The sequence below is a fragment of the Streptomyces davaonensis JCM 4913 genome (assembly GCF_000349325.1).
Taxonomy (GTDB): Bacteria; Actinomycetota; Actinomycetes; order Streptomycetales; family Streptomycetaceae; genus Streptomyces; species Streptomyces davaonensis.
This window is the reverse complement of the sequence record NC_020504.1, coordinates 6,477,149-6,502,322: the sequence shown is the minus strand read 5'-3', so window position 1 is coordinate 6,502,322 and position 25,174 is coordinate 6,477,149. Positions and strand designations below refer to the sequence as shown.

Below are 25,174 nucleotides of genomic sequence, written 5' to 3'. Positions count from 1 at the left end.
CCCGGTGTTTGCCGAGCGCTGGCCCGGTGCGGCTGAACAGCGAAGGGAACGGGCCCGTACGAACCTACGGCGGGCCCAAACCCCCAGCCCACCCCGCCGGGCCGCACGGAAGGACCACCGGGTGCCTGTCTCCACGAAAGAGCCGACGGCCGACGAACCAACACCCACCCAGCCAGAGGCCGAGAAGGCACCCGCGCCGAGCGAGACTGAGCACGAAGACGTTCCCGCAGCCGCACCCCCGCCCGACGAGCCCGCAGCCGCCGACGGCGAGAACCCCCCACAAGGGCCACCCGCACCCGACGACGAAAGTGACACGGGTGGTACGGGTGGGAGCAAGAATCCGGCCGAGGGCGAAGCCGAGGCCGGACGTCGCCGAACCCTCCGCTGGACCCTCACCACCCTCTCCGCCGCCCTCGTCCTCGCCACCCTCCTCCTCCCCAACAGCCTCGCCGCCCTCCGCCCCAACCGCTTCACCCGAATCCCCGCAGAAGCGATCGTCGGCGCCGCAATCCTCCTCTCCCTCCCCCGCCGCCCGAGAACCATCGCCGCAGCCCTCGCCGGCACCACCCTCGGCGCCCTGACCATCCTCAACTTCCTGGACATGGGCTTCCAGGAATACCTGGGCCGGGGCTTCAACCTCGTCCTCGACTGGTCCCTCCTGGACGACGCCCAGTCGTACATGAAGGACTCGATGGGCGAGGCCACCACCCTCACCGCCACCATCGCCGCCGTACTCCTCGCCGTACTCCTCCTCGTAGCCACCGCCCTGGCCACGGTCAGACTCGGAAACGTCCTGGCCGACCACAAGGAAAGGGCGGCCAAGGCCACCCTCATAGCCGGCACCGTCTGGATCACCTGCTCCGCCCTGGGCCTACAGCTCGCCGGACTGCCCATCGCCTCCGACCGAGCCGTCTCCGCACTGACCATGCAGGCGAGGCGCGTACAGAACACCCTGAGAGACGAGGCAGCCTTCGCGAAGGAGGCCAAGGAGGACAGCTTCGGCGCGACCCCCGCGGCCCAACTCCTCCCCGACCTGCGCGGCAAGGACGTGATCTTCACCTTCATCGAGAGCTACGGCCGCAGCGCGATCGAGGACCCGATCATGGCCCCCGGAGTGACCAGCGCCCTCGAAACCAACACCGAATCCCTCGACAAGGCGGGCTACAAAGCCAAAAGCGGCTGGCTGACGTCGGCGACCTACGGCGGCAGCAGCTGGCTCGGCCACTCCACGTTCCTCTCCGGCCTGTGGATCGACAACCAGCAGCGCTACCGCACGGTGACCTCGGGCGACCACCTCACCCTCACCAAGGCGTTCCAGAAGACGGGCGCCTGGGACACGGTCGGCATCATGCCGGGCATCCAGAAGGGCTGGCCCGAGGCGAGCTTCTACGGCCTGGACAAGGTCTACGACGCCTTCCAACTCGGATACCAGGGCCCGAAGTTCAGCTGGTCGACCATGCCCGACCAATACGCGCTCGAAGCCTTCCAACGCCAAGTCCACAGCAAGAAGCGCGACAAGCCCCTGATGTCGGAGATCATCCTGACCTCCAGCCATCAGCCCTGGGCCCCGATCCCGGAACTGGTCGACTGGGACGACCTCGGCGACGGCGAAATCTTCGACCCCGTCCAGAAGGCGGGCAAGAAGCCGCAGGACATCATCACGGACACCACCAAGTCCCGTGAGGAATACGGCAAGTCGATCGTGTACTCGGTCACGTCCCTGACCCAGTGGCTGGAGCGCTACGGCACCGACGACACGGTCCTGGTCTTCCTCGGCGACCACCAGCCGATCGCCCGGGTCAGCGGCAACAAGGCAAGCCGGGACGTCCCGATCTCCATCGTGGCGAAGGACCCGAAGGTCCTCGACAACATCACCACCTGGAACTGGACGGACGGCCTACAGCCCGCCCCCGACGCCCCCGTCTGGAAGATGGACACCTTCCGAGACCGCTTCCTGACGGCCTACGGCTCAACACCCCACCCCACCAAGAACTGACCGGCCCTGCCATGACCTTCCCCGCCGCCACGGCCGCTGCATGCCTCACGACCCGGCGGCCATGGCCTCCCGAGCCGCAGCCACGAAGTCCGCCAGCAACCGCTTGAACTCCCCGTGACACGCCTCGAACCGCTCCCGCGCCCCGGACTCCCCCAGCACGAAGTGCCACAGCGTCCGGTTCGTGTCCGCCGCCGCCCCCAACACCGCCTCGGCCGCCTCGGCGACACCGGCCGGCCCTTCCAACGCGATGACCCGCACCGTCCGCATGAGCGGTTCGTACGCGTCCCGCAGCTGGACCCGCAGTTCCTGGACCCGCGCCAACAACTCGTCCGCGTCATCGACTTGATCGAAGGCGAACACCGCGCGCCAGTACAACTCCCCGGTGCAGTGTGCCTGTTCCATGAGGTCGAGATAGGCGGCCCGCCGCAACTCCCTGGCCCGCCCGCGCTCCTGCGCCACCGCAGACGCCTCGGCCTGGGCTCTGGCGGCACGCACGTTCCCGAGGTTGGTCACCCAGCTCGCCAGCACCGCCGTACCCCCGGTGAAGGCCGCGACCCACACCGCCCCGTCCACGCTCAGCCCCCCGAGGTGTCCAGCTCTGCTTCCTCACTCACGCCGGCACAGTCGTACGGATCCTTCAGCCAACCGTCCGGCAGCACCACCCGGTTGTTGCCGGACGTACGCCCACGAGGCCCGTCCGCCCCGAGAGGCCAAGCCTGATCCAGATCCAACTCGTCGAGCCCCGAGCGGAGTTCCGCCAGCGACGACGTAATGGCAAGCCGCTTGCGCATCTCGGAGCCGACCGCGAAGCCCTTCAGATACCAGGCGACGTGCTTGCGGAAGTCGATGACCCCGCGGGCCTCGTCGCCGATCCACTCACCGAGCAGCGTGGCGTGCCGGACCATGACATCGGCGACCTCACGCAGCGCGGGACGACGGAAATCGTCCCGTCCTTCGAACGCCGCCACCAGATCCGCGAACAGCCACGGCCGCCCCAGGCATCCCCGGCCCACGACCACACCGTCGCAGCCGGTCTCCCGCACCATCCGCACCGCGTCCGCGGCCGACCAGATGTCGCCGTTGCCGAGCACCGGGATCTCCGGCACATGCTCCTTGAGCCGGGCTATGGCGTCCCAGTCGGCGGTGCCGCCGTAGTGCTGGGCGGCGGTGCGGCCGTGCAGCGCGATCGCCGTGACGCCCTCCTCCACCGCGATCCGCCCGGCGTCGAGGTAGGTGATGTGATCGTCGTCGATGCCCTTGCGCATCTTCATCGTGACCGGCAGCTCGCCCGCCCCGCTGACCGCCTCCCGCAGGATCGCCCGCAACAGGTTCCGCTTGTACGGCAGCGCCGATCCGCCGCCCTTCCTGGTGACCTTCGGCACGGGGCAGCCGAAGTTCAGGTCGATGTGATCGGCGAGACCCTCCTCGGCGATCATGCGGACGGCCTTGCCGACTGTGGCGGGGTCGACGCCGTAGAGCTGGATGGACCGCGGCTTCTCACTCTCGTCGAAGTGGATCAGCTGCATGGTCTTCTCGTTGCGCTCGACCAGCGCCCGAGTCGTGATCATCTCGCTCACGAACAGCCCCTTGCCACCGCTGGCTCCATCCTTTGATTCGCCTCCGGCGAAGGACCGGCACAGCGTGCGGAAGGGCGCGTTGGTGATCCCCGCCATGGGGGCGAGGACGACGGGCGGCTGGACCGTGTGCGGGCCGATCCGCAGGGGCGAAGGGGTCGTGGGCATTCCTCCATTGTGCCGTGCAATGAGTTGGCAAAATTCGTTAGTTAGCCACACTATCGAAATCGGCGTACGATGACCCCATGCCCGAGCTCAGCCCACGCCGTCGCATGCTGGTGCTCGCGATCTGCTGCATGAGTCTGCTGATCGTGAGCCTGGACAACACCGTCCTGAACGTGGCCCTGCCGTCGATGCAGCGCGATCTGCACGCCGACACCTCCGGTCTCCAGTGGACGATCGACGCCTACACCCTGGTCCTGGCGTCCCTGCTGATGCTCGCGGGCTCCACGGCCGACCGCATCGGCCGCAAGCGGGTCTTCATGGCGGGCCTGGTCGTGTTCTCGCTCGGCTCCCTGCTCTGCTCCCTCGTCCCCGACCTGGACCTGCTGATCGCGGCCCGGATGGTGCAGGCGGTGGGTGGGGAGTGGGGGTACCTCCCAGGCCCTTAAGGCACTGGGGGAGCTCAACCCGGTCGCCATGTCCATCATCACCAACACCTTCACGGACTCCCGGGAACGCGCCCGCGCGATCGGGGTGTGGGGCGCGGTGGTCGGCATCTCGATGGCCGCGGGACCTCTGGTCGGCGGCCTGCTCGTGGATTCGGTCGGCTGGCGCTCGATCTTCTGGCTGAACCTGCCGGTGGGCATGGCCGCACTGGCGCTGACCCTGCGATACGTACCGGAGTCCCGGGCCCCGAAGCCCCGCCGCGTCGACCCGGTCGGGCAGGTGCTGGTGATCGCGCTGTTCGGTTCCCTGACCTACGCGATCATCGAGGCGCCGACCTCCCTCACCGCGGTGATCCCCTTCGCGGCACTGTCCGTGATCGCCCTGATCGCCCTCCTCCGATACGAGCCCCGCCGCACCGACCCCCTCATCGACCTGCGCTTCTTCCGCTCGGCACCCTTCAGTGGGGCCACGGTGATCGCGATCAGCGCGTTCGCCGCACTGGGCGGGTTCCTGTTCCTCTCGACGCTGTACCTCCAGAACGTCCGGGGCCTCAGTGCCTTGCAGGCCGGCCTGTGGATGCTGCCACTCGCCGTACCGACCTTCCTCTGCGCCCCGCTGTCCGGCCGCCTGATCGGCAGCCGCGGCCCCCGCCTCCCCCTGCTGATCGCAGGCGTGACGATGACGGCAAGCGCGCTGCTGTTCGCCGTACTCGACGCGGAGACCTCGAACACCACCCTGTTCCTCGGCTACGTCCTCTTCGGCATCGGCTTCGGCTTCGTCAACGCCCCCATCACCAACACGGCGGTCTCCGGCATGCCCCGCGCCCAGGCCGGAGTCGCGGCAGCGGTCGCCTCCACGAGCCGCCAACTGGGCCAGACCCTCGGCGTCGCGGTGGTGGGCGCCGTACTGGCGGCTGGAGTCGGTTCCTCGCCGTACCGGGAAGCGTTCGTGACCGCCGCCGTGCCGGGGTGGTGGATCCTCACGGGATGCGGGCTGGTGGTACTGGGGCTGGGGCTTCTCACCACTGGGCCTTGGGCACAGCGGACATCCGAGCGTGCGGCGGAGAGGCTGGAGTCCGTGAGTGGCTCTGTCGCCGCGCCCTCACTCGTTCGAGCGGTGAAGAAGTGAGTCCTCCCGATACGCTGACGCTCGGGATCAGAATCGCGCCCACGGGAGCAGCCATGACCACCTCCGCCGCTGGGCAACCGCTCATCCCTCAGCCCCCCGCCACGGTTGCCGCGCTACGGCAAGCCGTCAGACAGATCGCACCTGCCGCACTACCTGCTTTCACACAGGAACTGGATCAGGCAGCCGACCAGTCCCGGCAAGGATCCGATCTGGCACCCCTCCAGCGGTTCGTGGCCCAGTGGGCCGTCTACGTTCACATCCAGCGCCAGCCCGAACTGGCGGCAGACCTCCGCCGCTGGGAAAACGCCGCCGAGTCGGATGACGCCGCTCAGGCACGCCAGGCCGCCTCCCAGATCGGACAGATCCTGGACGCAGCCCACGAGGCCGTCGGACTCCTGGCCCGGTGAACACGGCCTGGCACTGGGAGTACGACCCTGACCACGACCATGTGGCGGGCGGCATCCCCGCTCACGTGGTGGCCGAGGTAGAGCGCCTGGCCGACCAGCTCGTCGACCTCGCCAGTACCGGCATCGACGTCAGCGACCTCGGGAGCACGATCCGTTGATCATCATCGTCCGCATCGTGCCGCCCCTCGACGCGCTGTAGTCCTTCTTGACCCACCGACCAGGCCGCGGGATCCACGTGTCATGCGGCGGCTAGAAGTCGGTCTCCCTCGCCCTCGCGATGTCGTGCAGTTTCTTCAGCCGTAGCCTCGACTCCTCGTCCGCCGGTACGTAAGTCACCACCCTCGGTCCCACGTCCGGGCTCAGCCACAGGTCCGTGTGGTCGACGAGGACGCGGCCCACGTGGCGGTTGAGGAACTCCTTGCGCTTCGTGCGGTGGGTGATGACCTCATGGCGGTCCCAGGCCTGGCGGAACTCCGGGGATTCCGTGCGCAGTCGCTTCAGGAGCATCTTCCAGGCGGGCTCGGCGAGATGGCCGGCCATCGCGGCGCGGAAGCGGGCCGCCATCAGGCGCTGGGTCTCCTCCAGGTGGACGATCGAGGAGCGCCACTCGTCGTTGGTGTACGACAGGACGATGCAGTTGCGGTCCTCCGGGGGGATCTCGTCCAGGTCGCAGAGGAGCAGGCCGTACGTCCGGTTGTAGGCGAGGATGTCGTAGCGGCTGTTCTGGATGCAGGCGGGCATGGGCTCCAGGGCCTCGATGACCGCCCGCAGCGCCGGAGTCGCCGACGGGCAGGTGGTGGCCGGGGTCGGGTCGACCGCTCCGGCCAGCTGGAAGAGATGCCCCCGCTCGCCCGCGTCGAGCAGCAGGGCGCGGGCCAGGGCGTCGAGGACCTGTACCGAGACCTGGATGTCCCGGGCCTGCTCCAGCCACGTGTACCAGGTGACGCCGACCGCCGAGAGCTGGGCGACCTCCTCGCGGCGCAGCCCCGGGGTACGGCGTCGGCGGCCGCGCGGGAGGCCGACCTGCTCGGGGGCGATGTGCTCGCGGCGGTGCCGCAGGAAGGCGGCGAGTTCATGCCGTCGGATGTCCGCCTCGCCCGCCTCGCGGGGACGCGGGCCCGTGATCGATTCCTGCGCCATCGTCGTCATGCCTCCAGCCTGCCGCCACCCGGACCCTGTTGCCAGGTACTCCTGCTACCAGGATAAGAACACTCTGGTACCAGTCTCCGGACGGGCGCAGGCTCGGTGGCGTGACCGAAACCATGACCTCACAGCGGGCCCGAGCAGCCGCCACGCCACCCACGCTCGGCGGACTCGGCCTGTTCACCGTGCTGCTGGGTGCGGCACTTCCGCTCATCGACTTCTTCATCGTCAACGTGGCCCTGCCCACTATCGCCCAGGACCTCGCCGCGAGCGAGTCCGTCCTGGAGCTCGTCGTCGCGGGCTACGGCGTCGCCTACGCCGTACTCCTCGTCCTGGGCGGCCGGCTCGGCGACCTCTTCGGCCGGCGCCGGCTCTTCCTGGGCGGCATGGCCGCCTTCGGACTGACCTCGCTGGCCTGCGGGCTCGCCCCGACCGCCTGGACCCTCGTCGCGGCCCGGGTCGCCCAGGGCGCCGCGTCCGCCGCGATGCTCCCGCAGGTCCTCGCCACCATCCAGTCGGCGACCGCCGGTCCCCGGCGCGCCAAGGCCATGGGCCTGTACGGCGCCACCGCCGGGCTCTCCATGGTCGCCGGGCAGATCCTCGGCGGCGTCCTGGTCGCCGCCGATGTCGCGGGCACCGGCTGGCGCTCGGTGTTCCTGGTGAACGTGCCCGTCGTCCTGCTCGCCCTGTTCCTGGCCGTCCGCTCCGTGCCCGAGACGCGCTCCGCGCACCCGGAGCCTGTCGACGGCGCGGGCACCGTACTGCTCGCCCTCGCCCTGCTCACCCTGCTGGTCCCGCTCACCGAGGGCCGGGCGGCGGGCTGGCCGCTGTGGACCTGGCTGTCGCTGGCGGCGTTCCCGTTCGCGGCGGCGGCCTTCTACGCCGTGGAGCGCGGTGCGGACCGGCGCGGCCGTACGCCGCTGGTGCCGCCGAGCCTGTTCGCGCTGACCTCGCTGCGGCGCGGTCTGGTGATGATCCTGCCGTTCTCGATCGGGTTCAGCGGCTTCATGTTCGTGATCGCGGTGGCGCTCCAGCAGGGCGCGGGCCTCGGACCGGTCCGGGCGGGTCTGGCGCTCGCCCCGATGGCCGTGTCGTTCTTCGTCGTCTCGCTCGCCGGGCCGCGCCTCGTCGCCCGGTACGGCACCCGCGTGGTGACCGCCGGTGCGCTGCTCCAAGGGCTCGGTCTGGTCCTGATCGCCCTCGCCGCGTGGCGCTCCTGGCCGGACCTGGACCTGCTGACGCTGCTGCCCGGAGCGGCCGTCGCCGGAGCGGGGCAGGCCCTGCAACTGCCCGTGCTGTTCCGGATCGTGCTCTCCGAGGTGCCGCCCGCGCGGGCCGGGGTCGGCAGCGGCGTGATGATCACCGCCCAGCAGTCCGCGCTGGCGCTGGGCGTCGCCACCCTCGGCACGCTCTTCCTCTCCCTGGTCCCGGGCCTGGGCATGCGCGACGCCCTGGTGATCACGCTCCTGGTGCAGCTGGCGGGCGTGGCGCTGACCGCACTGCTGAGCCTGCGGCTCCCAGGGCACAGCTTGGCCAACTCGCCGTGAAGGATTCCCTGTTGATGTTGGACTTGCTGCACACTCCTCCTCGGGCTTTCCCAGGACTCTGGAGGCGTCATGCCGCAGCTCAACACGAGCAAGGTCACCCGCTGGGACCAGCACGGACGCGAACACGTCGTCCAGGTACGGCGAACGGGAGTGCAGCGGACGGTGAGATGCGACACCTGTGGGTGGCGCATCTCGGCGCAGTTCCTGCCGTGGCTGAAGGCGGAGGAGCATCTTGCGGAGGTTCATCAGGCGACAGTGGATCCATCCGTCGCTTGACCGGTGGCCGGCTCGTGGGGGCTGCTCGCGCCCACGCGGCGGAGCCGCGAATCGATACAGCCCCGCGCCCCTGACCATGCCCTTGTGGGAGCGCTCCCAAGTGGCGCAGTATGCATGAGTGACCCAGCCACCCGCCGTACGCGCCTACCGCCCCGCCGACCGTCCCGCCCTCGAAGACATCTGCATCCGCACCGCCCACAACGGCGGTGACAGCCGCCCCCATTACGAGGACCCCGCCGTCTTCCCGGCCGCCTTCGCCAGTCCGTACGTCGTCCTGGAGCCGGAGTTGGCCTTCGTCCTCGACGACGGGCGGGGACAGGCGGTGGGGTACATCGTCGGCACCGCCGACACCCCGCGCTTCGCCGCCGAGTTCCGGGACAAGTGGCTGCCCACGGTCGCCCACCGCCACCCGGCCCCACAGGGCCCGCCCTCGACACCGGACGAGACCGTCGCCGCACTGCTGCACGACCCCGAGCGGATGATCGTGCCCGAGGTGACCGGCTACCCGGCCCATCTGCACATCGACCTGCTGCCCGAGTGGCAGGGCCAGGGGTACGGGCGGGCCCTCATGCAGACGTTCCTCCAGGCCCTGCACACGAGCGGGGTTCCGGCCGTCCACCTGGTCATGTCGAGGGCCAACACCCGGGCCCGGGCCTTCTACGACCGCATGGGCTTCCATGAGATCGACGTGCCGGAGCCGGGCTCGGCCGCCTTCCTGGGGCGGGCGACGAAGGACAGCTGAGCCGTCAGGCCGCCCGCAGACCGCGCGCCAGGAGGTCCACCACGGCATCGAACTCGTCCTGCGCGCCCGGGAGTTCCCATTCCCGGTGATAGCCGGGGTCGTGGAAGCGGGCGGTGGCCTGGAAGACGGCGCGGGCGGTGGTGACGGGGTCGGCGGAGGTGAAGTCGCCCGACTCCACTCCGGCGCGGACGATGTCGGCGAGCTGACCGATGAGGTCGGCCAGGTGCTCGTCGACCGCGCCGCTGCTCTCCGAGGCCAGCGTGGTGTACGTGGCGAACAGCTCGGGGTCGTCCCCGGCCTTGTGCCGCTTGGCCTCGAACAGCGCCAGCAGCCAGGCCCGCAGTCGGTCCTCCGGGCCCCGTGCGGCTTCGGCGGCGATCCCGGCCAGCGCCTCGGACGTACGGTCCAGCCAGCGCTTGGTCACCGCCTCGCGCAGCGCCGCCTTGGTCCGGAAGTGGCGGTAGACGCTGCCGTGGCTGACACCGAGCGCGCGGGCCACGTCGACCACGGTGGCCTTGGCCGGGCCGTAGCGGCGCAGCACCTCCTCGGTTGCTTCGAGGATGCGCTCGGCGGTCAGGACTTCGGAAGGCGGTGCCATGGAGGAGACCGTACCTTCGGGTGCTACTTGCTGCCGAGGTGGGCCATCTGCGCGGCCGGATAGCGGTCGCCGGCCGCCGCGTCCGCCGGTACCGCACGCTCGATCGCGGCCAGGTCGGCCTCGTCCAGGGTGACGTCGAGGGCGCCGAGGGACTCGGTCAGCCGCTGCCGGGTGCGGGCGCCGACCAGCGGCACGATGTCGGTACCCCGGGAGAGCACCCAGGCGATGGCGATCTGCGCGACGGTCACGCCCTTCTGCTCGGCGATCTTGCGCAGGGCCTCCACCAGGTTCAGGTTGTGCTGAAGGTTCTCGCCCTGGAAGCGGGGCGATATGGCCCGGAAGTCGTTCGCCCCGAGCTGCCGTTCAGCGGTGAAGTGGCCGGAGATCAGGCCGCGGGACAGGACGCCGTACGCCGTGATGCCGATGCCCAGTTCGCGGGTGGTCGGCAGGACTTCCTCCTCGATGCCGCGGGAGATCAGCGAGTACTCGATCTGGAGGTCGGCGATCGGGGCGGTGGCGGCGGCCCGGCGGATGGTGTCGGCGCCGACCTCGCTCAGGCCGATGTGGCGGACCCAGCCCTTCTCGACGAGTTCGGCGATGGCGCCGACCGTCTCCTCGATCGGGACGTGCGGGTCGAGCCGGGCGATCCGGTAGACGTCGATGTGGTCGACGCCGAGGCGCTGGAGGGAGTACGCGGCGAAGTTCTTCACCGCGGCGGGCCGGCCGTCGTAGCCGGTCCAGCCGCCGTCCGGGTCGCGGAGCGCGCCGAACTTCACGCTGATCAGGGCCTGTTCGCGCTGTGCGGCGGGGGCGGCGCGCAGGGCCTCGCCGATCAGCATCTCGTTGTGGCCCATGGCGTAGAAGTCGCCGGTGTCGAGGAGGGTCACGCCCGCGTCCAGGGCGGCGTGGATCGTCGCGATGGACTCGGTGCGGTCGACGTCGCCGTACAGCGCGGACATGCCCATGCAGCCGAGGCCGAGGGCGGAGACCTGGGGGCCGGTGTTTCCGAGGGTGCGTGTCTGAATCGTCATGGCATCCACCATGCCATGACAGCTGACAGATTTCAATATCTGTCATTCCATACTTGTCACCCTCACCGCCACCCGCAGGCTCGTCATAAATGGTCCAGACCTATTGACGGGAGGTCTGGACCACGAGCACTGTCATGCCTACGACATCTACGACACCTCACCGCACCCCCACCGGGAGGCCCCGTATGATCCGCCGCGCCATCGGCCTGCTCACCGCAGCGGTCGCGACCGCCTGTCTCGTGCAGTTGCCCGCCGCCCCCACCGCCACCGCCGCCGACACCTGCGCCGTGAAGTCCAAGCCCGCCGGAAAGGTCCTCCAGGGCTACTGGGAGAACTGGGACGGGGCCGCCAACGGGGTTCACCCGCCGTTCGGCTGGACCCCGATCACCGACTCCCGGATCGCCGCGCACGGCTACAACGTGATCAACGCGGCCTTCCCGGTCATCCGCTCCGACGGCACCGCGCTGTGGGAGGACGGCATGGACACGGGCGTGAAGGTGGCCACGCCCGCGGAGATGTGCGCGGCGAAGGCGGCCGGGCAGACGCTCCTGCTGTCGATCGGCGGCGCGACCGCCGGGATCGACCTCAACTCCACCGCGGTGGCCGACCGGTTCGTCGCGACGATCGTGCCGATCCTGAAGAAGTACAACTTCGACGGGATCGACATCGACATCGAGACGGGCCTGATCGGCAGCGGCAACATCAACCAGCTGTCCACGTCCCAGGCCAACTTGATCCGCATCATCGACGGCGTCCTGGCACAGATGCCGGCCAACTTCGGCCTGACGATGGCCCCGGAGACGGCCTACGTCACCGGCGGCAGCATCGTCTACGGCTCGATCTGGGGCGCGTATCTGCCGATCATCAAGAAGTACGCCGACAACGGCCGCCTGTGGTGGCTGAACATGCAGTACTACAACGGCAGCATGTACGGCTGCTCCGGCGATTCGTACTCCGCCGGCACGGTCGCGGGGTTCGTCGCCCAGACCGACTGCCTCAACAAGGGCCTGGTCATCCAGGGCACGACGATCAGGGTCCCGTACGACAAGCAGGTCCCGGGACTGCCCGCCCAGTCCGGCGCGGGCGGCGGCTACATGTCACCGTCCCTGGTGTCCCAGGCCTGGCGTCACTACAACGGCTCGCTCAAGGGCCTGATGACCTGGTCGATCAACTGGGACGGCTCGCGGAACTGGACCTTCGGCGACAACGTCAAGGCGCTCCAGGGCCGTTGACCGGCCGCGCGGCGGGCCGGGTGATCGACTCGACAACCCCCACTAGCGGGCGGTGAGGGCGAGCTTCGTGCCCAGGGCCACGAACGATCCCGCGAAGGTCCGCCGCAGCCAGGTCATCACGCGGGGACGGGAGGTGACCTGGCTGCGGACCGAGGCGGCGAGGATGCCGTAGAGGGCGAAGACGACGAAGGTCGCCAGCATGAAGACCCCGCTCAGCGCCAGCATCCGCGGCACCGCGCGCGGGCCTTCCGGGTCCACGAACTGGGGCAGGAAGGCGAAGAAGAACATCGTCAGCTTGGGGTTGAGGAGATTGATCAGCACTCCGCGGACGATCATCCGGCCCGAGGAGAGAGGCGCGGTCGTGCGGTCCACGGTGATCGCCTCCTTGTCGCGGAGCGTGGCCCAGGCCATGTAGAGGAGGTAGGCGACACCGGCGTACTTCAGGATCTGGAAGGCCGTGGCGCTGGCGTGCAGCAGCGCCGCGACCCCGGTGATCGTGGCGACCATGTGCGGCAGGATGCCGAGGGCGCAGGCGAAGGCGGCGACGACGCTCGCCCGCCGCCCGTACGAAAGACCGGCCGCGAGGGTGTAGACGACGCCTGTGCCGGGGGTGGCGACCACGATCAGGGTGGTCAGCAGGAACGCGATGCTCATGCCGCCACCCTGACCCGGCCGCCGGAGCGGTTACAGGACCAATCGGAGCTCCGTTTCCCGGACCACTCAGCCCTGCTTCAGCGGTATCGCCAGATCCACCACCTGCCGCCCCTGCGGGAACGACCCCGTGGACCGCGCGGCCCCGGTGAGCACGTCCACCCGGAAGACCCGCGAACCGGTCACCGCGTAACCGGTGTTGGTGCCCCGGCTCGCCGAACTGTAGATGTCGAAGCCGGAGTTCAGCGGCGCGTCCACGCCGAGTCCGCCGGTGGGGGCGAGACTGCCCGCGTTGGCCGGGGACTGCACGGAGACCCGGTCCTGGGCGGTGTCCAGGTCGAAGAGGGTGGTGGCCGTGGCGGCGCTCAGGTCGTTGTTCGTGTACGCGACCCCCGTCACGCCGTTCGCGGTCGTGCCGGTCGTCGCGGGCGGGACCGGCGGGTTGGTGAGCGTGCCGTCGACCGCGGTGGTGCCGGGCGCGGGCGCGCCCGCGGGGTCGTCGATGTTGTGCCGGAGGTTCTGCCCGGTGTCACTGACGACCCGGAGCCGGTTGGCGGCCGGGTTGAAGTCGACGCCGAAGGAGCTGCCCTGAAGGGCGACACTGAGCTGCGAGACCTTGCTCGCACGGGCCCCGATCTCCCGGACCGTGTAGATCCCGCCCCGGTCGCCGACGCCGTACAGCTTGCCGTTCTGCACCCGGTAGTCGATCCCGACGAGCCTGGTGTCTCCCCGCAGCCCGCTGACCTTGCCGAGCGGCAGGACGCTGCCGGGCCGGTCGACGCGGAAGCTGACGAGACGCTGGTCGGCGGTGAGGCCGGTGGCGCGGAGCCGGTCGCCCGCGGCGCCCAGGGCCCCGGCCCCGGAACCGCCCTGCGTGGCGATCTCCGACCCGGACCGCTCCGACTGCCCGTCGCTCGCCGCGACATACCCGACGGAACCGATCGCCAGGGCGAGAACGGCCGCTCCGATGACTGCTTGCTTGCGCATGGTGCCCCCGTAAAGGACGCGTGGCCCCCGGTGGGCCGCGCATGTCCTCCCCTTCGGAGCCGAAAGCGCCCGGGATGGGCGAAACCCCGGTTCCGTTACGTCTGTTACGGAACCGGGGTTTCTGTGGGCCTTCGGTGACTAGCAGCCGATCAGGCGCGAGGCCAGGTAGCCCTCGATCTGGTCCAGGGAGACGCGCTCCTGCTTCATCGAGTCGCGCTCGCGGACGGTGACCGCGTTGTCGTCCAGGGTGTCGAAGTCGACCGTGACGCAGTACGGCGTGCCGATCTCGTCCTGGCGGCGGTAGCGGCGGCCGATGGCGCCCGCGTCGTCGAACTCGATGTTCCAGTGCTGGCGCAGCGCCTGGGCGAGGCCCTTGGCCTTCGGGGACAGCTCCGGGTTGCGGGACAGCGGCAGGACCGCGACCTTCACCGGGGCCAGGCGCGGGTCGAGGCGCAGCACCGTGCGCTTCTCCAGCTTGCCCTTGGCGTTGGGCGCCTCGTCCTCGACGTAGGCGTCGAGCAGGAACGCCAGCATCGCGCGGCCGACACCGGCGGCCGGCTCGATGACGTACGGCGTCCAGCGCTCCTGGGCCTCCTGGTCGTAGTAGGAGAGGTCCTGGCCGGAGGCCTTGGAGTGGGCGCCGAGGTCGTAGTCGGTGCGGTTGGCGACACCCTCCAGCTCGCCCCACTCGTTGCCGCCGAACTGGAAGCGGTACTCGATGTCAGCGGTGCGCTTGGAGTAGTGGGAGAGCTTCTCCTTCGGGTGCTCGTACCACCGCATGTTCTCCTCGCGCAGGCCGAGACCGGTGTACCAGTTCCAGCGCTGCTCCATCCAGTACTCCTGCCACTTCTCGTCCTCGCCCGGCTTGACGAAGAACTCCATCTCCATCTGCTCGAACTCACGGGTGCGGAAGATGAAGTTGCCGGGCGTGATCTCGTTGCGGAACGACTTGCCCATCTGGGCGATGCCGAACGGCGGCTTGCGGCGCGAAGTGGTCTGCACCTGGGCGAAGTTGGTGAAGATGCCCTGGGCGGTCTCGGGGCGGAGGTAGGCGATCGAGCCGCTGTCCTGCGTCGGGCCGAGGTGGGTGGAGAGGAGGCCCGAGAACTGCTTGGGCTCGGTGAACTGGCCCTTGTTGCCGCAGTTGGGGCAGTTGATGTCGGCGAGGCCGTTCTCCGGGAGGTGGCCCTTCTTGGCCTCGTACGCCTCCTCCAGGTGGTCGGCGCGGAACCGCTTGTGACAGGAGGTGCACTCCGTCAGCGGGTCCGTGAAGGTGGCGACATGGCCGGAGGCGACCCAGACCTCGGAGGCCAGGATGACGGACGAGTCGATACCGACGACGTCCTCGCGCGACGTCACCATGTAGCGCCACCACTGGCGCTTGAGGTTCTCCTTGAGCTCGACACCGAGCGGCCCGTAGTCCCAGGCGGCGCGCTGACCGCCGTAGATCTCACTGCAAGGGAATACGAAGCCACGGCGCTTGCTCAGGCTGACGATGGTGTCGATCTTGTCGGCGGCCACGGTGCTCTCTTCATTACGAATGGACGGCAGCGAATGCCTCAGGTTACCGGCGCCGCCCACCCCTGTATCAAATCGGTTCCCCACCCGCACCTTGTTGACAACGGTTTCCAGATTTGTTGAAAATGACTGTCATGAACGTACGACGGCAGCACATATCCGGGGTGGCCGTGGCGGCCGTCACCGCCCTCGGTCTCGCCACCCTCTCCGCCTGCTCCGACAGCGCCGCCGCGGGCAACACGGAGAAGTTCGACGTCGTCGCGTCGTTCTACCCGATGGCCTTCCTCGCCGAGCAGGTCGGCGGCGAGCATGTGAACGTCACCAGCCTCACCGAGCCCGGCCAGGAGCCGCACGACCTGGAGATCAGCGCCAAGCAGACCGCGCAGCTCCAGGAGTCCGACGCGGCCCTCTACCTCAAGGGGCTCCAGCCCTCCGTCGACGAGGCGATCTCCCAGTCCGGGGTCGGCACGAAGATCGACGCCGCGACGCTGACCTCGCTGGAGGATCACGGCGGCGCGGAAGACAGCCACGGGCACGAGCACGAGCACGAAGAGGGCGGCAAGGACCCGCACGTCTGGCTCGACCCGGTGAAGTACGCCGAGATCGCCGAGGGCGTCGGCGCGGCCTTCGAGAAGGCCGATCCCGATCACGCCGCCGACTACAAGAAGAACACCGCTGCCCTGGTCGGCAAGCTCAACGATCTCAACACCCGGTTCGAGGACGGCCTGAAGAACACCGACTCCAAGGTCTTCTTCACCAACCACGCCGCCTTCGGCTACCTCGCCGAGCGCTACGGCCTGACCCAGGAGGCCATCTCCGGAGTGGACCCGGAGAGCGAGCCGAGCGCCGCGCGGATGAAGGAGCTCCAGGAGGAGGCGAAGGCGGACGGCGTGACCACCGTGTTCTACGAGACACTGGTGTCCGACAAGACCGCCAAGACCCTGGCCGACGACGCGGGCCTGAAGACCGATGTGCTCGACCCGCTGGAGGGCATCACGGACAAGTCCCGCGGCGACGACTACATCCAGGTCATGGACTCCAACCTCAAGGCGCTGCAAGCCGCCCTGGGAGCGAAGTGACCAGTTCGGAGGAGCGCATGAGCGAGCCCGTCATATCCCTGCGCGGCGTCCGCGCCGACCTGGGCTCGCGGCCCGTCCTGCGCGGCATCGACCTCACCGTTTCGCGCGGTGAGGTCGTCGCGCTGCTCGGCGCCAACGGCTCCGGCAAGTCGACGGCCGTGCGCAGTGTCATCGGGCAGGTGCAGGCGAGCGCCGGTGAGATCGAGCTGTTCGGCACCCCGCGCCGCCGCTTCCGCGACTGGCACCGCGTCGGCTACGTCCCCCAGCGCACCACCGCAGCGGGCGGCGTCCCGGCCACGGTGACCGAGGTGGTCTCCTCGGGCCGGCTCTCCCGCTCCCGCTTCGGGCTGCTGCGTCAGGCGGACCGTGACGCGGTGCGCCGGGCCCTGGAACTGGTCGGCATGGCGGACCGCGCGAAGGACTCCGTCGACGCGCTCTCCGGCGGCCAGCACCAGCGTGTACTGATCGCCCGCGCGCTCGCCGCCGAACCCGAGCTGCTGATCATGGACGAGCCGATGGCCGGCGTCGACCTGGCCAGCCAGGAGGTCCTGGCACGGACCCTGCGCGGCCAGGTCGAGGCCGGTACGACGGTCCTGCTCGTGCTGCACGAACTGGGCCCGCTGGAGCCGCTGATCGACCGCGCGGTCGTCCTGCGCGACGGCTGCGTCGTCCACGACGGCCCGCCGCCCGAGGCCGTCGGCCAGCACGCGCTGCCCGGCCACGACCATGTCCACCCGCACGCCCCCGCGGGCGCCGAACCGATCCGCACGGGACTGCTGAGCTGATGGAAATCCTCGACTACGCCTTCATGCAGCGGGCCCTGCTCGCCGCCGTCCTGGTCGGCATCACCGCCCCCGCGGTCGGCATCTACCTGGTCCAGCGCCGCCAGGCCCTGATGGGCGACGGCATCGGCCATGTCGCGATGACCGGCGTCGGCCTCGGCTTCCTGCTCTCCTGGTCCCCGGTGTGGATGGCGACCCTGGTCTCCGTCCTCGGCGCGGTCCTCATGGAGCTGATCCGCTGGTACGGCAAGACCCGCGGCGACATCGCCCTCGCCATGCTCTTCTACGGCGGCATGGCGGGCGGCGTGATGTTCATCAACCTCGCGCCGACGGGCTCCAACGCCAACCTCACCTCGTATCTCTTCGGCTCCCTGTCGACGGTGAGCGAGTCGGACGTCACCGCGATCTGTCTGCTCGCGGCCTTCGTGGTCCTGGTCACCGTCGGTCTGCGCCGTCAGCTGTTCGCGGTGAGCCAGGACGAGGAGTTCGCGCGGGTGACGGGCCTGCCGGTGCGGGCGCTGAACCTGCTGACGGCGGTGACCGCGGCCGTGACGGTGACCGTCGCGATGCGCGTGGTCGGCCTGCTGCTGGTGTCGGCGCTGATGGTGGTCCCGGTGGCCGCGGCCCAGCAGCTCAGCCGCAGCTTCGCCGCGACCTTCGCCATCGCCGTCGCCATCGGCGTCACCGTGACGATCAGCGGCACGGTCACCTCGTACTACCAGGACGTGCCGCCCGGCGCGACCATCGTGCTGCTGACGATCGGCGCGTTCATTCTGCTGACCGTGCTGGCCGCACCGCTCGCCCGGCGGCGTGCGAAAGCCCTGGCCGCGGCGCAGGGAAACGGGGACCCGGCCGAGTGCGTAATTCCGGCCGGCCGGGGCAGTGGCGGAAAGGTCGGCGTCTGACCGCCGACAGCCCGGGCTGGCACAATGGCCCGGGCAGGCAGACCTGAGGAGGCACCCCGTGACGACCGCTGGACCGCCCGTGAAGGGCCGCTCCACCCGGCAGCGGGCCGCCGTCGCGGCGGCCCTGGACGAGGTCGACGAGTTCCGCAGCGCGCAGGAACTGCACGACATGCTCAAGCACAAGGGCGACTCGGTCGGGCTGACGACGGTCTACCGCACGCTCCAGTCCCTCGCCGACGCCGGCGAGGTCGACGTCCTGCGCACCTCCGACGGCGAGTCCGTCTACCGCCGCTGCTCCTCCGGCGAACACCACCACCACCTGGTCTGCCGCGTCTGCGGCAAGGCCGTCGAGGTCGAGGGCCCCGCGGTGGAGAAGTGGGCCGAGGCGATCGCAGCGGAACACGGCTACGTGAACGTGGCGCACACGGTGGAGATCTTCGGCACGTGCGCGGAGTGCGCGTCCGCGTGAACCCGTGAGACGGTCCGGGGGCTGATTCGCCCCCGGACCTCCTTGTTCAGTCCTGCTTGCCCTCCATGGCCAGCAGCTCCTCGTTCGGGATCGCGCCCCCGAAGCGCCGGTCCCGGGACGCGAACTCCACGCACGCCCGCCACAGGTCACGCCGGTCGAAGTCCGGCCACAGGACGTCCTGGAAGACCATCTCGGCGTAAGCGCTCTGCCAGAGCAGGTAGTTGGAGGTCCGCTGCTCGCCGCTGGGCCGCAGGAACAGGTCCACATCGGGCATGTCCGGGTAGTACATGTACTTCGCGAAGGTCTTCTCGTTGACCTTCGACGGGTCAAGCCGCCCGGCCCTCACATCCTCCGCGAGAGCCTTCGCGGCGTCCGCGATCTCGGCCCGCCCGCCGTAGTTCATGCAGAAGTACAGCGTGAGCCTGTCGTTGTCCTTGGTCTGCTCCTGCGCGATCAGGAGCTCCTTGGCGACCGACTTCCACAGCTTGGGCATCCGCCCGACCCAGCGCACCCGGATCCCCAGCTCGTCGAGCTGGTCGCGGGTCTTGCGGATGAAGTCGCGGTTGAAGTTCATCAGGAAGCGCACCTCGTCGGGCGAGCGCTTCCAGTTCTCGGTGGAGAAGGCGTACAGCGAGATCGCCCCGACGCCCATCTCGACCGCGCCCTGGAGCACGTCCAGCACCCGCTCCGCGCCGACCTTGTGGCCCTCGGTGCGGGGCAGCCCGCGCTCCTTGGCCCAGCGCCCGTTGCCGTCCATGACGATCGCCACGTGCTTCGGGACGAGCTCCCCGGGGAGCTTCGGCGCACGGGCACCGGACGGATGCGGCTCCGGCGCCCTGTACTCCCGACGCTGCCGCCCCAGGATCCCGCGTACGACCATGTGCCCCTCGACTCCCTTACTTTTCCACGTACCGAAGCGAACGCAGCCCGCGCTCCAGGTGCCAGTGCAGGTAGGCGGAGACCAGTCCGCTGCCCTCCCGGACGTACCGCGGCTCGCAGGCGTCCGCAGTGCCCCAGTCTCCCGTAAGCAGCGCACCGAGCAGTTCCAGGGTCTGCGGCGAGGGTACGACGCTACCGGCCACCCGGCAGTCGACGCATACGGAGCCCCCGGAGGCGACCGAGAAGAAGCGGTTCGGTCCGGGCATCCCGCACTTCGCACAGTCGCTGAAGCTGGGGGCGTAGCCGTTGACGGCGAGCGACCGCAGCAGGAAGGCGTCGAGAACAAGGTGCGGGGCGTGCTCACCGCGGGCGAGCGTGCGCAGCGCCCCGACGAGCAGCAGGTACTGCTGAACCGCCGGCTCGCCCTCGTGGTCGGTGAACCGCTCGGCGGTCTCCAGCATGGCCGTCCCGGCGGTGTACCGCGCATAGTCGCTGACGATGCCCCCGCCGTACGGCGCGATGGTCTCGCTCTGCGTGCACAGCGGCAGCCCCCGCCCGATGAGCTCACTCCCCCGCGCGAAGAACTGCACATCGACATGCGAGAAGGGTTCGAGCCGAGCCCCGAACTTCGACTTGGTCCGCCGCACCCCCCGAGCGACGGCCCGCACCCGCCCGTGCCCACGAGTGAGCAAGGTGATGATGCGATCGGCTTCGCCCAGCTTCTGGGTGCGCAGGACGATCCCGTCGTCGCGGAACAGGCTCATGGGGTCATTCTCTCGTACCGCGGGTGCGGTCGGGGCTGCTGATGGCGGACCACGGGGCCTGGTTCCAGGGGCTGGTGCGGTTGGCCGGGTCCAGCAGGGCGCGCAGGTGGGCGTCGGCCGTCGCCTGGGGTGCGGGGAAGTCGGCGTCGGGGGTGCCTCGCAGGCCGTCCTGCCAGACCTGGCGGCCGAGCAGGTAGTGGTCGGCGTACTCGTGCCAGGAGGCGTACGTCCGCACCACCGACGGCACGATGTTCTTCAGCGCGGTCCAGGCGTCGCCCTCGTCGAGCAGCCCGCAGGCGAACCCCCGGCGCGAGATGTCGACGTACAGCGCCGCGTCCCAGGCGAGCGGCGAGACCCCGGTGAGCCGGTGCGCCCGGGCCCGGTAGCCGGTACGGGACAGGTCGTCCAGGCGGTCGACGAGGGCCGCACGGGTGCTGATCCCCCACTGCTCGGCCAGCCACTGCCGCGCACTGTCGTCGTCGATCCGGACGAACGGATACAACGTGCTCCGTGAGGCGCTCTTGTCACGGCTCACCGGCGCGCTCAGGGACACCATCCACAACTGGTGCGCGGTGAGCGGCACGGGATAACGGCGGGCCGCCTTCGGGCCCCTCTTCCTCCAGCTCCACAAACCCATGCCGCCGCACCCTAACGTCCGGTGTCAAGGCACCTCACCGCAGGCACCCGCGCCGGCCCGCTCGGCGGACGTGGCCTGCCGGACGGCCTCCGGCGCCGCGTCCCACTCGCGCCCGCCGCCGTACGGTCTGAGCTGGACGTACGGGCCCTCATGGCCCATGACGACGCCGATCCGTCCGGACCGGGTGTCGACGACGTGGGAACCGACGGGTGGCTTCACGGCAGTCATTCCTTCCCCGCTGCGCACGCTGCTTTCCGTCCCGTCTGTTCCCCCGGCCTCCCGTGTTTCACTCTTCGTGTCCCTCCGACGACACTGCGCGCCTACACTGCGGAAGGATCACTCGGCACTGCTGGCCTCCCAGAGGTCGTCGAAGCGTTCGATGCGCTCCAGGACATGGTCCGCGGTCATCTTCAGCGTGGTCTTGGTGGGCGTGGCCCGGACATCGGGCTCGATCTCGTAGCACAGCTCGCCGTCGAAGATGATGAAGTCGTTCACCGAGGTCACCGGCGCGCTGTCGAGTTCCGACTGGTCCACGATCCGCGCGTCGATGCCGTACCTGCGCTGTCTCTCGCACAGCTTGCGCAGGGCCTCGGTGATCTCGTCCGGGGAGTCGACCAGGAACAGCCGCCGGATCTCCACGCCCCGTTTGCGGATCGCGTCGCCCTGCGCGACCAGATACCGCTTGCCGGGGCCACTGGACCAGAAGTCCCGGTCGACGGAGGTGCTGGTGGCGTAGAGCGTCTTCTTGGTGCAGGCGGTCAGGTCGATCAGCCACTCGTGGTTCTCGCCGGGGCAGTCCGCGGTGCCGTTGCTGAGGGACTCCATCAGCAGCGCGAGGCTGGCGATCTCCTCCTGCGCGAACCGCTTCACTATCTCCGAGCCGTGCTCGCCGACCTGGGTGTACTTCCGGGCCAGCCGGGTCACCCCGTCGGAGCGCAGCACGGACCGGTCCACCTGGCTGAACAGCTCGGTCGCCGCGTTGATCTTCGCGAAGCTCTCGTCGACCGCGGACCGCATCTCCCGGTGATGGTCGGCGAGGCTGTCCCGCATCCCGCGGATCCTCCGTTTCTGGGACTCCTCCACGGCTTCGAGCCGCTCACCGAAGTCCACCAGGTACTGCATGATCAGGACCGCGCTGCCGACGATCACGGGCATCGTCCACTGCCACTGCTCGGCGGCGTCCGGGGTCAGGACATTGGTGAGAAAGAACGTTCCGGTCGCCACTAAGACCGTGACCAATGTCTTCCTGAACAGTTTCGACCGGCGTTCGTCCTGCGGCGGCGGTGCTGTCCTGACGTCTCCTGTCGTCGCTCCGTTCATGTTTCCCCCGTCGGGTGTGTCGTTCGGCCGCCCCTAGCGCGTACTCAGCGCCTGGTGCAGCAACGGAATGGTCTGGACGGCCAGTTGGTCGCGGATCCGCTGGACCAGGCTCCGCCATTGGCGGGTGAACCCCGGTTCCTGTTCCAGCTCGTCCCAGAGATGACCGAGTGAGCGGTCCACATGGGCACGCGGCATCCACAGATGCAGCAGATGGTCGACGGCCGGGCGCAGCGCGAGCACGGCCGAGGGCCCGTCCGCGGCGCCGAGCCGGCTGTTGTCCAGCAGGTGCACGACGGTCGTGAGCAGCCAGTCGTGCAGGGCGAGGTCCTCGCACAGGCTCGCCGCGGCGGCCGCCGGGACATCCTCCGGCAGCCGTAGCTCCATGGTGCGCAGCCCGTCCTCGGCGAGCGTGAAGCGGGTCAGCGCCGGGCCCTCACCGGCCGGGGCCCGGCGCGCGGTCCACCGCAGGTGTGTACGGCGGGACTTGAAGGGCGCCTTGTGGTCGAGCAGGGGATGGCGCAGCAGTTGGGCGAGCAGCCCCTCCGCGATCATCCCGAGGTCCAGCTCACCGCGTCCCGCGCCGCGCAACACGCCCTGTGCGATGGCCTGTTCGGGCAGTTTCCCGAACGGTTCGACGAGCCCGGGGCGGACCAGGTACTGCCCCCAGGGCCGCCGCAGATCGGGTCCGGTGGCCGGGGCGCTGAAGTACGCGGTCGCCTGGAGCACCCGGCCCTCGGTGAGCGCGGCGCGGGCGGCGACGGTGCCGACGGCCCGGACGCGGGCGCCGTTGGCGGTGGGCAGCCGGCAGTCCACGCCGGTCAGCACCTCGGGCGAGAGGACGTAGAGGTTGGGCCGCTCGGAGACCCGGACGTGTTCGTCGGCGCGCAGCCTGAGCAGTTGGGCGGCGGCCCGGCCGTCCAGCGCCTGGAAGGACGGCAGCAGACTGGTGCGCACCTCGCCGCAGACGAGGACCGGACGCGTCGACTGTCCGGGGGCCGCCATGTCAGATTCCCTCGGTGCGGGAGTCGGCGGGCTCCTCGTAGAAGACGTAGGAGGCGCGCTGCGCGACCACGGCGGGGACCTCGGCCTTCTCGCCTCGGGAGCGCCGGTCGATCTGCGCCAGGGCGTCGGTGTCGACGTCTATCTGGTCCAGGATCAGCCGTACGGCGTCCTCGACCGCGAGGAAGCGGTTGGGCATCAGGGTGCAGGTGCGGTACGCGCTGAACGGGTCGGCGTCCGGGTTGAGTTGGAGCAGGGGCGGCAGCCGGTCCCAATCGTGCGGGAAGTCGTCGCCGTCCCAGGGCTTCGGGGTGAGCACGGGCTCACCGAGGTGGCGCAGCAGCCCGAGCCGGGCCAACTGCCATACGGCGGCCAGGAAGGGGCAGGACCACAGGCGCCGGCCGTCCTTCTCGGACCACAGCTCGACGTCCATGAAGACGGAGTGGTTGCGGGCGGCGGTCTCCTGAGGCGGCTGCCAGGCGGTGACCTCGGAGAGGGCGGCGCCCCGGCCGGGGCTGCGCTGGCCGTTGGCGAGCCAGCCGGTGCGGCTCACGGGCGGGCGGGAGCCGTAGGAGCCGGGCGGCGGGGACTCCACGAGGCGGTGCATGACGGACTCGGCGAGCTCGATCCGGTCGGCGACGGCGCAGCCGGACTCGCGGGCCAGGTAGTCGATGGTGAGCCCGGCCTCCTCGGCCTCCTTGAGGATCAGGGGGACGATTTCGGCCGGGGTGGAGAAGCGGCTGAAGTAGTCGTCGATGAGGAAGCAGGTGCTGATCCGGGGCCGTCCGGGACCCGCGCGCCGGGCCGCGGAGGCACGGGCGGCCTCCACCCAGATCCGCACCTCGGCGAAGTGCTCGCCCAGACGCTTGGGCCCGGCCTCGAAGTCCTCCATGTAGAGGTGGCCCAGCTCCAGCGAGAGGTGGGACAGCGGCACCGACTGGGTGCGTGGCTCGGCGCTGGTCTCCCGGAAGACGGCCTCGCTCATGCCTGCTCCCAGTACTTGTCATCGGTGAGCCGGCCGGCCAGGTCGCTGAGCGCCTGCCAGGTCTCCATGTTGGCGATCTGGCTGTCGAGCACGTCCTCGTCGGTGATCAGCTGTTCCCGCCACTGGAGCACCGGTTCGAGCGGTACGGCGCCCAGGACCTGGCTGTAGCCGATGCCTTGGGAGGAGGCGAGCTGCTTCAGATCGCGGTCGCACTCGCGCATCCACGCCGACTGGGTGGCCGAGACCTGCGACCACAGCTGGGACTTGGGGTCGGGTACGGCGGCCCGGACGAAGCGGATCGCGCCCCGCAGGGCGTCCTCGTCATGGCCGCGGGCGACTCCGCCGGCAACGATCCCGCGCTTGCCGAAGACCAGTCCGGCGGCGGCGGCCACATGCTGCCGGGTCCAGCGGTGGAAGATCAGCCAGCGCGCGTCCACGCCGCGCATCTCGGGCAGCGAGGTGGCCTCCAGCACCATGTCGACGGCGTAGGAGCGGCCCGCGCTGAGGTCGACGATGATCAGGTCGAACTCGGAGTTGAGCCGCAGCAGCAGGTCCACGCAGCGGCGGAGGTTGTCGTCGTCGGTGGCGAACTCGCCGCCGCTGAGGTCGCCGGGCATCAGCACCAGTCGGCCGGAGCCGGGCGGCCGGTTGCGCAGCACGCGGTGCTCGGTGTCCGACCAGACGTCGACCCGGACCGGCTCGCCGACCTCGCCGATGAGGTAGGAGTGCAGTCCGCGGTCCTCGGCGGCCTGGCGGGCGTCGGGCACGTCGAAGACGGCGGTGGCGGTGGGCGAGCCGAAGTCGAAGTCCAGGTAGCAGACGTCGTCCCCGGCCAGCGAGCGGTGGTAGGCGAGGTTGGCGCTGGTGACGGAGCGGCCCGTGCCTCCCTTGTCGGAGGCCGCGAAGATCAGCACGG

General features: G+C 69.9%; 27 protein-coding genes and 1 pseudogene. 12 read left to right on the top strand and 16 right to left on the bottom strand.

The features are described 5' to 3' along the window. Positions 1-121 precede the first annotated feature (121 nt). Positions 122-1,996, top strand: coding sequence for an alkaline phosphatase family protein (locus BN159_RS28830; protein ID WP_015660539.1), 1,875 nt, complete (start codon positions 122-124; stop codon positions 1,994-1,996). A 45-nt stretch (positions 1,997-2,041) separates the two neighbouring features. On the opposite strand, the gene BN159_RS28825 is transcribed toward BN159_RS28830, so the two are convergent. Together BN159_RS28825 and dusB are read right to left on the bottom strand one after the other, a co-directional pair. Continuing rightward, entirely contained in the window at positions 2,042-2,569 is a 528-nt protein-coding gene (locus BN159_RS28825) for a hypothetical protein (RefSeq protein WP_015660538.1), read from the bottom strand. Between the two features lie 2 nt (positions 2,570-2,571). Continuing rightward, positions 2,572-3,738, bottom strand: coding sequence for a tRNA dihydrouridine synthase DusB (gene dusB / locus BN159_RS28820; protein ID WP_015660537.1), 1,167 nt, complete (start codon positions 3,736-3,738; stop codon positions 2,572-2,574). 77 nt (positions 3,739-3,815) lie between these two features. On the opposite strand from dusB, the pseudogene BN159_RS28810 reads away from it, so the two are divergent. From BN159_RS28810 to BN159_RS44280, 3 genes and pseudogenes are all read left to right on the top strand, one after another. Next, positions 3,816-5,307: pseudogene (locus tag BN159_RS28810) on the top strand (MFS transporter). A gap of 53 nt (positions 5,308-5,360) precedes the next feature. Beyond that, complete coding sequence (locus tag BN159_RS28805) at positions 5,361-5,714, top strand: DUF6247 family protein (RefSeq protein ID WP_015660534.1); 354 nt, start codon at positions 5,361-5,363, stop codon at positions 5,712-5,714. Continuing rightward, positions 5,711-5,872, top strand: a complete 162-nt coding sequence (locus BN159_RS44280; protein ID WP_015660533.1) for a hypothetical protein — start codon at positions 5,711-5,713, stop codon at positions 5,870-5,872. Before BN159_RS28805 ends, BN159_RS44280 begins: the two co-directional genes overlap by 4 nt. Before the next feature lie 91 nt (positions 5,873-5,963). Here the strand turns inward: BN159_RS44280 and BN159_RS28800 are convergent, their stop codons facing one another. Beyond that, complete coding sequence (locus tag BN159_RS28800; protein ID WP_041819974.1) at positions 5,964-6,863, bottom strand: MmyB family transcriptional regulator; 900 nt, start codon at positions 6,861-6,863, stop codon at positions 5,964-5,966. A gap of 101 nt (positions 6,864-6,964) precedes the next feature. Here BN159_RS28800 and BN159_RS28795 point away from each other — a divergent pair, with 101 nt between their 5' ends. The 3 genes from BN159_RS28795 to BN159_RS28785 all read left to right on the top strand — a co-directional run bounded on the left by BN159_RS28795 (position 6,965) and on the right by BN159_RS28785 (position 9,422). Then, positions 6,965-8,404, top strand: coding sequence for an MFS transporter (locus BN159_RS28795; RefSeq protein ID WP_041819973.1), 1,440 nt, complete (start codon positions 6,965-6,967; stop codon positions 8,402-8,404). Between the two features lie 69 nt (positions 8,405-8,473). Beyond that, entirely contained in the window at positions 8,474-8,680 is a 207-nt protein-coding gene (locus tag BN159_RS47185; RefSeq protein ID WP_015660530.1) for a hypothetical protein, read from the top strand. A 118-nt stretch (positions 8,681-8,798) separates the two neighbouring features. Then, a complete protein-coding gene (locus BN159_RS28785; protein ID WP_015660529.1) occupies positions 8,799-9,422 on the top strand; it encodes a GNAT family N-acetyltransferase in 624 nt (207 codons plus the stop codon). 4 nt (positions 9,423-9,426) lie between these two features. Here BN159_RS28785 and BN159_RS28780 read toward each other — a convergent pair whose 3' ends face one another. Both BN159_RS28780 and BN159_RS28775 read right to left on the bottom strand, forming a co-directional pair. After that, on the bottom strand, positions 9,427-10,020 hold the full coding sequence (locus BN159_RS28780; protein WP_015660528.1) for a TetR family transcriptional regulator: 594 nt from the start codon (positions 10,018-10,020) through the stop codon (positions 9,427-9,429). A 23-nt stretch (positions 10,021-10,043) separates the two neighbouring features. Continuing rightward, the gene (locus BN159_RS28775; protein ID WP_015660527.1) at positions 10,044-11,051 is read right to left on the bottom strand and encodes an aldo/keto reductase; all 1,008 of its coding nucleotides are present in this window, start codon (positions 11,049-11,051) and stop codon (positions 10,044-10,046) included. 185 nt (positions 11,052-11,236) lie between these two features. On the opposite strand from BN159_RS28775, the gene BN159_RS28770 reads away from it, so the two are divergent. Then, positions 11,237-12,283 carry a chitinase gene (locus tag BN159_RS28770; RefSeq protein WP_015660526.1) on the top strand — a complete coding sequence of 349 codons (1,047 nt, stop codon included), beginning with the start codon at positions 11,237-11,239 and terminating at the stop codon, positions 12,281-12,283. Between the two features lie 42 nt (positions 12,284-12,325). On the opposite strand, the gene BN159_RS28765 is transcribed toward BN159_RS28770, so the two are convergent. The 3 genes from BN159_RS28765 to BN159_RS28755 all read right to left on the bottom strand — a co-directional run bounded on the left by BN159_RS28765 (position 12,326) and on the right by BN159_RS28755 (position 15,442). Continuing rightward, positions 12,326-12,937: a LysE family translocator gene (locus BN159_RS28765; RefSeq protein WP_015660525.1), complete on the bottom strand. Its 612-nt coding sequence runs from the start codon at positions 12,935-12,937 to the stop codon at positions 12,326-12,328. A gap of 66 nt (positions 12,938-13,003) precedes the next feature. After that, positions 13,004-13,921 carry a DUF4394 domain-containing protein gene (locus BN159_RS28760; RefSeq protein ID WP_015660524.1) on the bottom strand — a complete coding sequence of 306 codons (918 nt, stop codon included), beginning with the start codon at positions 13,919-13,921 and terminating at the stop codon, positions 13,004-13,006. 138 nt (positions 13,922-14,059) lie between these two features. Beyond that, a complete protein-coding gene (locus BN159_RS28755; protein ID WP_041819971.1) occupies positions 14,060-15,442 on the bottom strand; it encodes a glycine--tRNA ligase in 1,383 nt (460 codons plus the stop codon). 131 nt (positions 15,443-15,573) lie between these two features. Here BN159_RS28755 and BN159_RS28750 point away from each other — a divergent pair, with 131 nt between their 5' ends. From BN159_RS28750 to BN159_RS28735, 4 genes are read left to right on the top strand one after another with little or no spacing between them, the layout of a single operon-like run. After that, positions 15,574-16,518, top strand: coding sequence for a metal ABC transporter substrate-binding protein (locus BN159_RS28750; RefSeq protein WP_015660522.1), 945 nt, complete (start codon positions 15,574-15,576; stop codon positions 16,516-16,518). A gap of 17 nt (positions 16,519-16,535) precedes the next feature. Continuing rightward, positions 16,536-17,303: a metal ABC transporter ATP-binding protein gene (locus BN159_RS28745; protein ID WP_015660521.1), complete on the top strand. Its 768-nt coding sequence runs from the start codon at positions 16,536-16,538 to the stop codon at positions 17,301-17,303. Then, the gene (locus BN159_RS28740) at positions 17,303-18,205 is read left to right on the top strand and encodes a metal ABC transporter permease (protein ID WP_015660520.1); all 903 of its coding nucleotides are present in this window, start codon (positions 17,303-17,305) and stop codon (positions 18,203-18,205) included. Before BN159_RS28745 ends, BN159_RS28740 begins: the two co-directional genes overlap by 1 nt. Before the next feature lie 58 nt (positions 18,206-18,263). Further along, positions 18,264-18,674, top strand: a complete 411-nt coding sequence (locus tag BN159_RS28735) for a Fur family transcriptional regulator (protein WP_015660519.1) — start codon at positions 18,264-18,266, stop codon at positions 18,672-18,674. 46 nt (positions 18,675-18,720) lie between these two features. On the opposite strand, the gene BN159_RS28730 is transcribed toward BN159_RS28735, so the two are convergent. From BN159_RS28730 to BN159_RS28695, 8 genes are all read right to left on the bottom strand, one after another. Next, positions 18,721-19,554 carry an isoprenyl transferase gene (locus BN159_RS28730; RefSeq protein WP_015660518.1) on the bottom strand — a complete coding sequence of 278 codons (834 nt, stop codon included), beginning with the start codon at positions 19,552-19,554 and terminating at the stop codon, positions 18,721-18,723. A 16-nt stretch (positions 19,555-19,570) separates the two neighbouring features. After that, positions 19,571-20,317: a DNA repair protein RecO gene (gene recO / locus BN159_RS28725; protein ID WP_015660517.1), complete on the bottom strand. Its 747-nt coding sequence runs from the start codon at positions 20,315-20,317 to the stop codon at positions 19,571-19,573. A gap of 4 nt (positions 20,318-20,321) precedes the next feature. After that, positions 20,322-20,954: a DUF1266 domain-containing protein gene (locus BN159_RS28720; protein WP_015660516.1), complete on the bottom strand. Its 633-nt coding sequence runs from the start codon at positions 20,952-20,954 to the stop codon at positions 20,322-20,324. A gap of 24 nt (positions 20,955-20,978) precedes the next feature. Continuing rightward, entirely contained in the window at positions 20,979-21,173 is a 195-nt protein-coding gene (locus tag BN159_RS28715) for a hypothetical protein (protein ID WP_015660515.1), read from the bottom strand. 117 nt (positions 21,174-21,290) lie between these two features. After that, complete coding sequence (locus BN159_RS28710) at positions 21,291-22,178, bottom strand: DUF6879 family protein (RefSeq protein ID WP_106435800.1); 888 nt, start codon at positions 22,176-22,178, stop codon at positions 21,291-21,293. A gap of 129 nt (positions 22,179-22,307) precedes the next feature. Then, positions 22,308-23,276 (bottom strand): SCO2521 family protein, encoded by a 969-nt coding sequence (locus tag BN159_RS28705; RefSeq protein ID WP_015660513.1) that lies wholly within the window; start codon positions 23,274-23,276, stop codon positions 22,308-22,310. 1 nt (position 23,277) lies between these two features. Then, entirely contained in the window at positions 23,278-24,258 is a 981-nt protein-coding gene (locus BN159_RS28700) for an SCO2522 family protein (protein WP_015660512.1), read from the bottom strand. Further along, on the bottom strand, positions 24,255-25,172 hold the full coding sequence (locus BN159_RS28695) for an SCO2523 family variant P-loop protein (protein WP_015660511.1): 918 nt from the start codon (positions 25,170-25,172) through the stop codon (positions 24,255-24,257). Before BN159_RS28695 ends, BN159_RS28700 begins: the two co-directional genes overlap by 4 nt. Positions 25,173-25,174 lie beyond the last annotated feature (2 nt).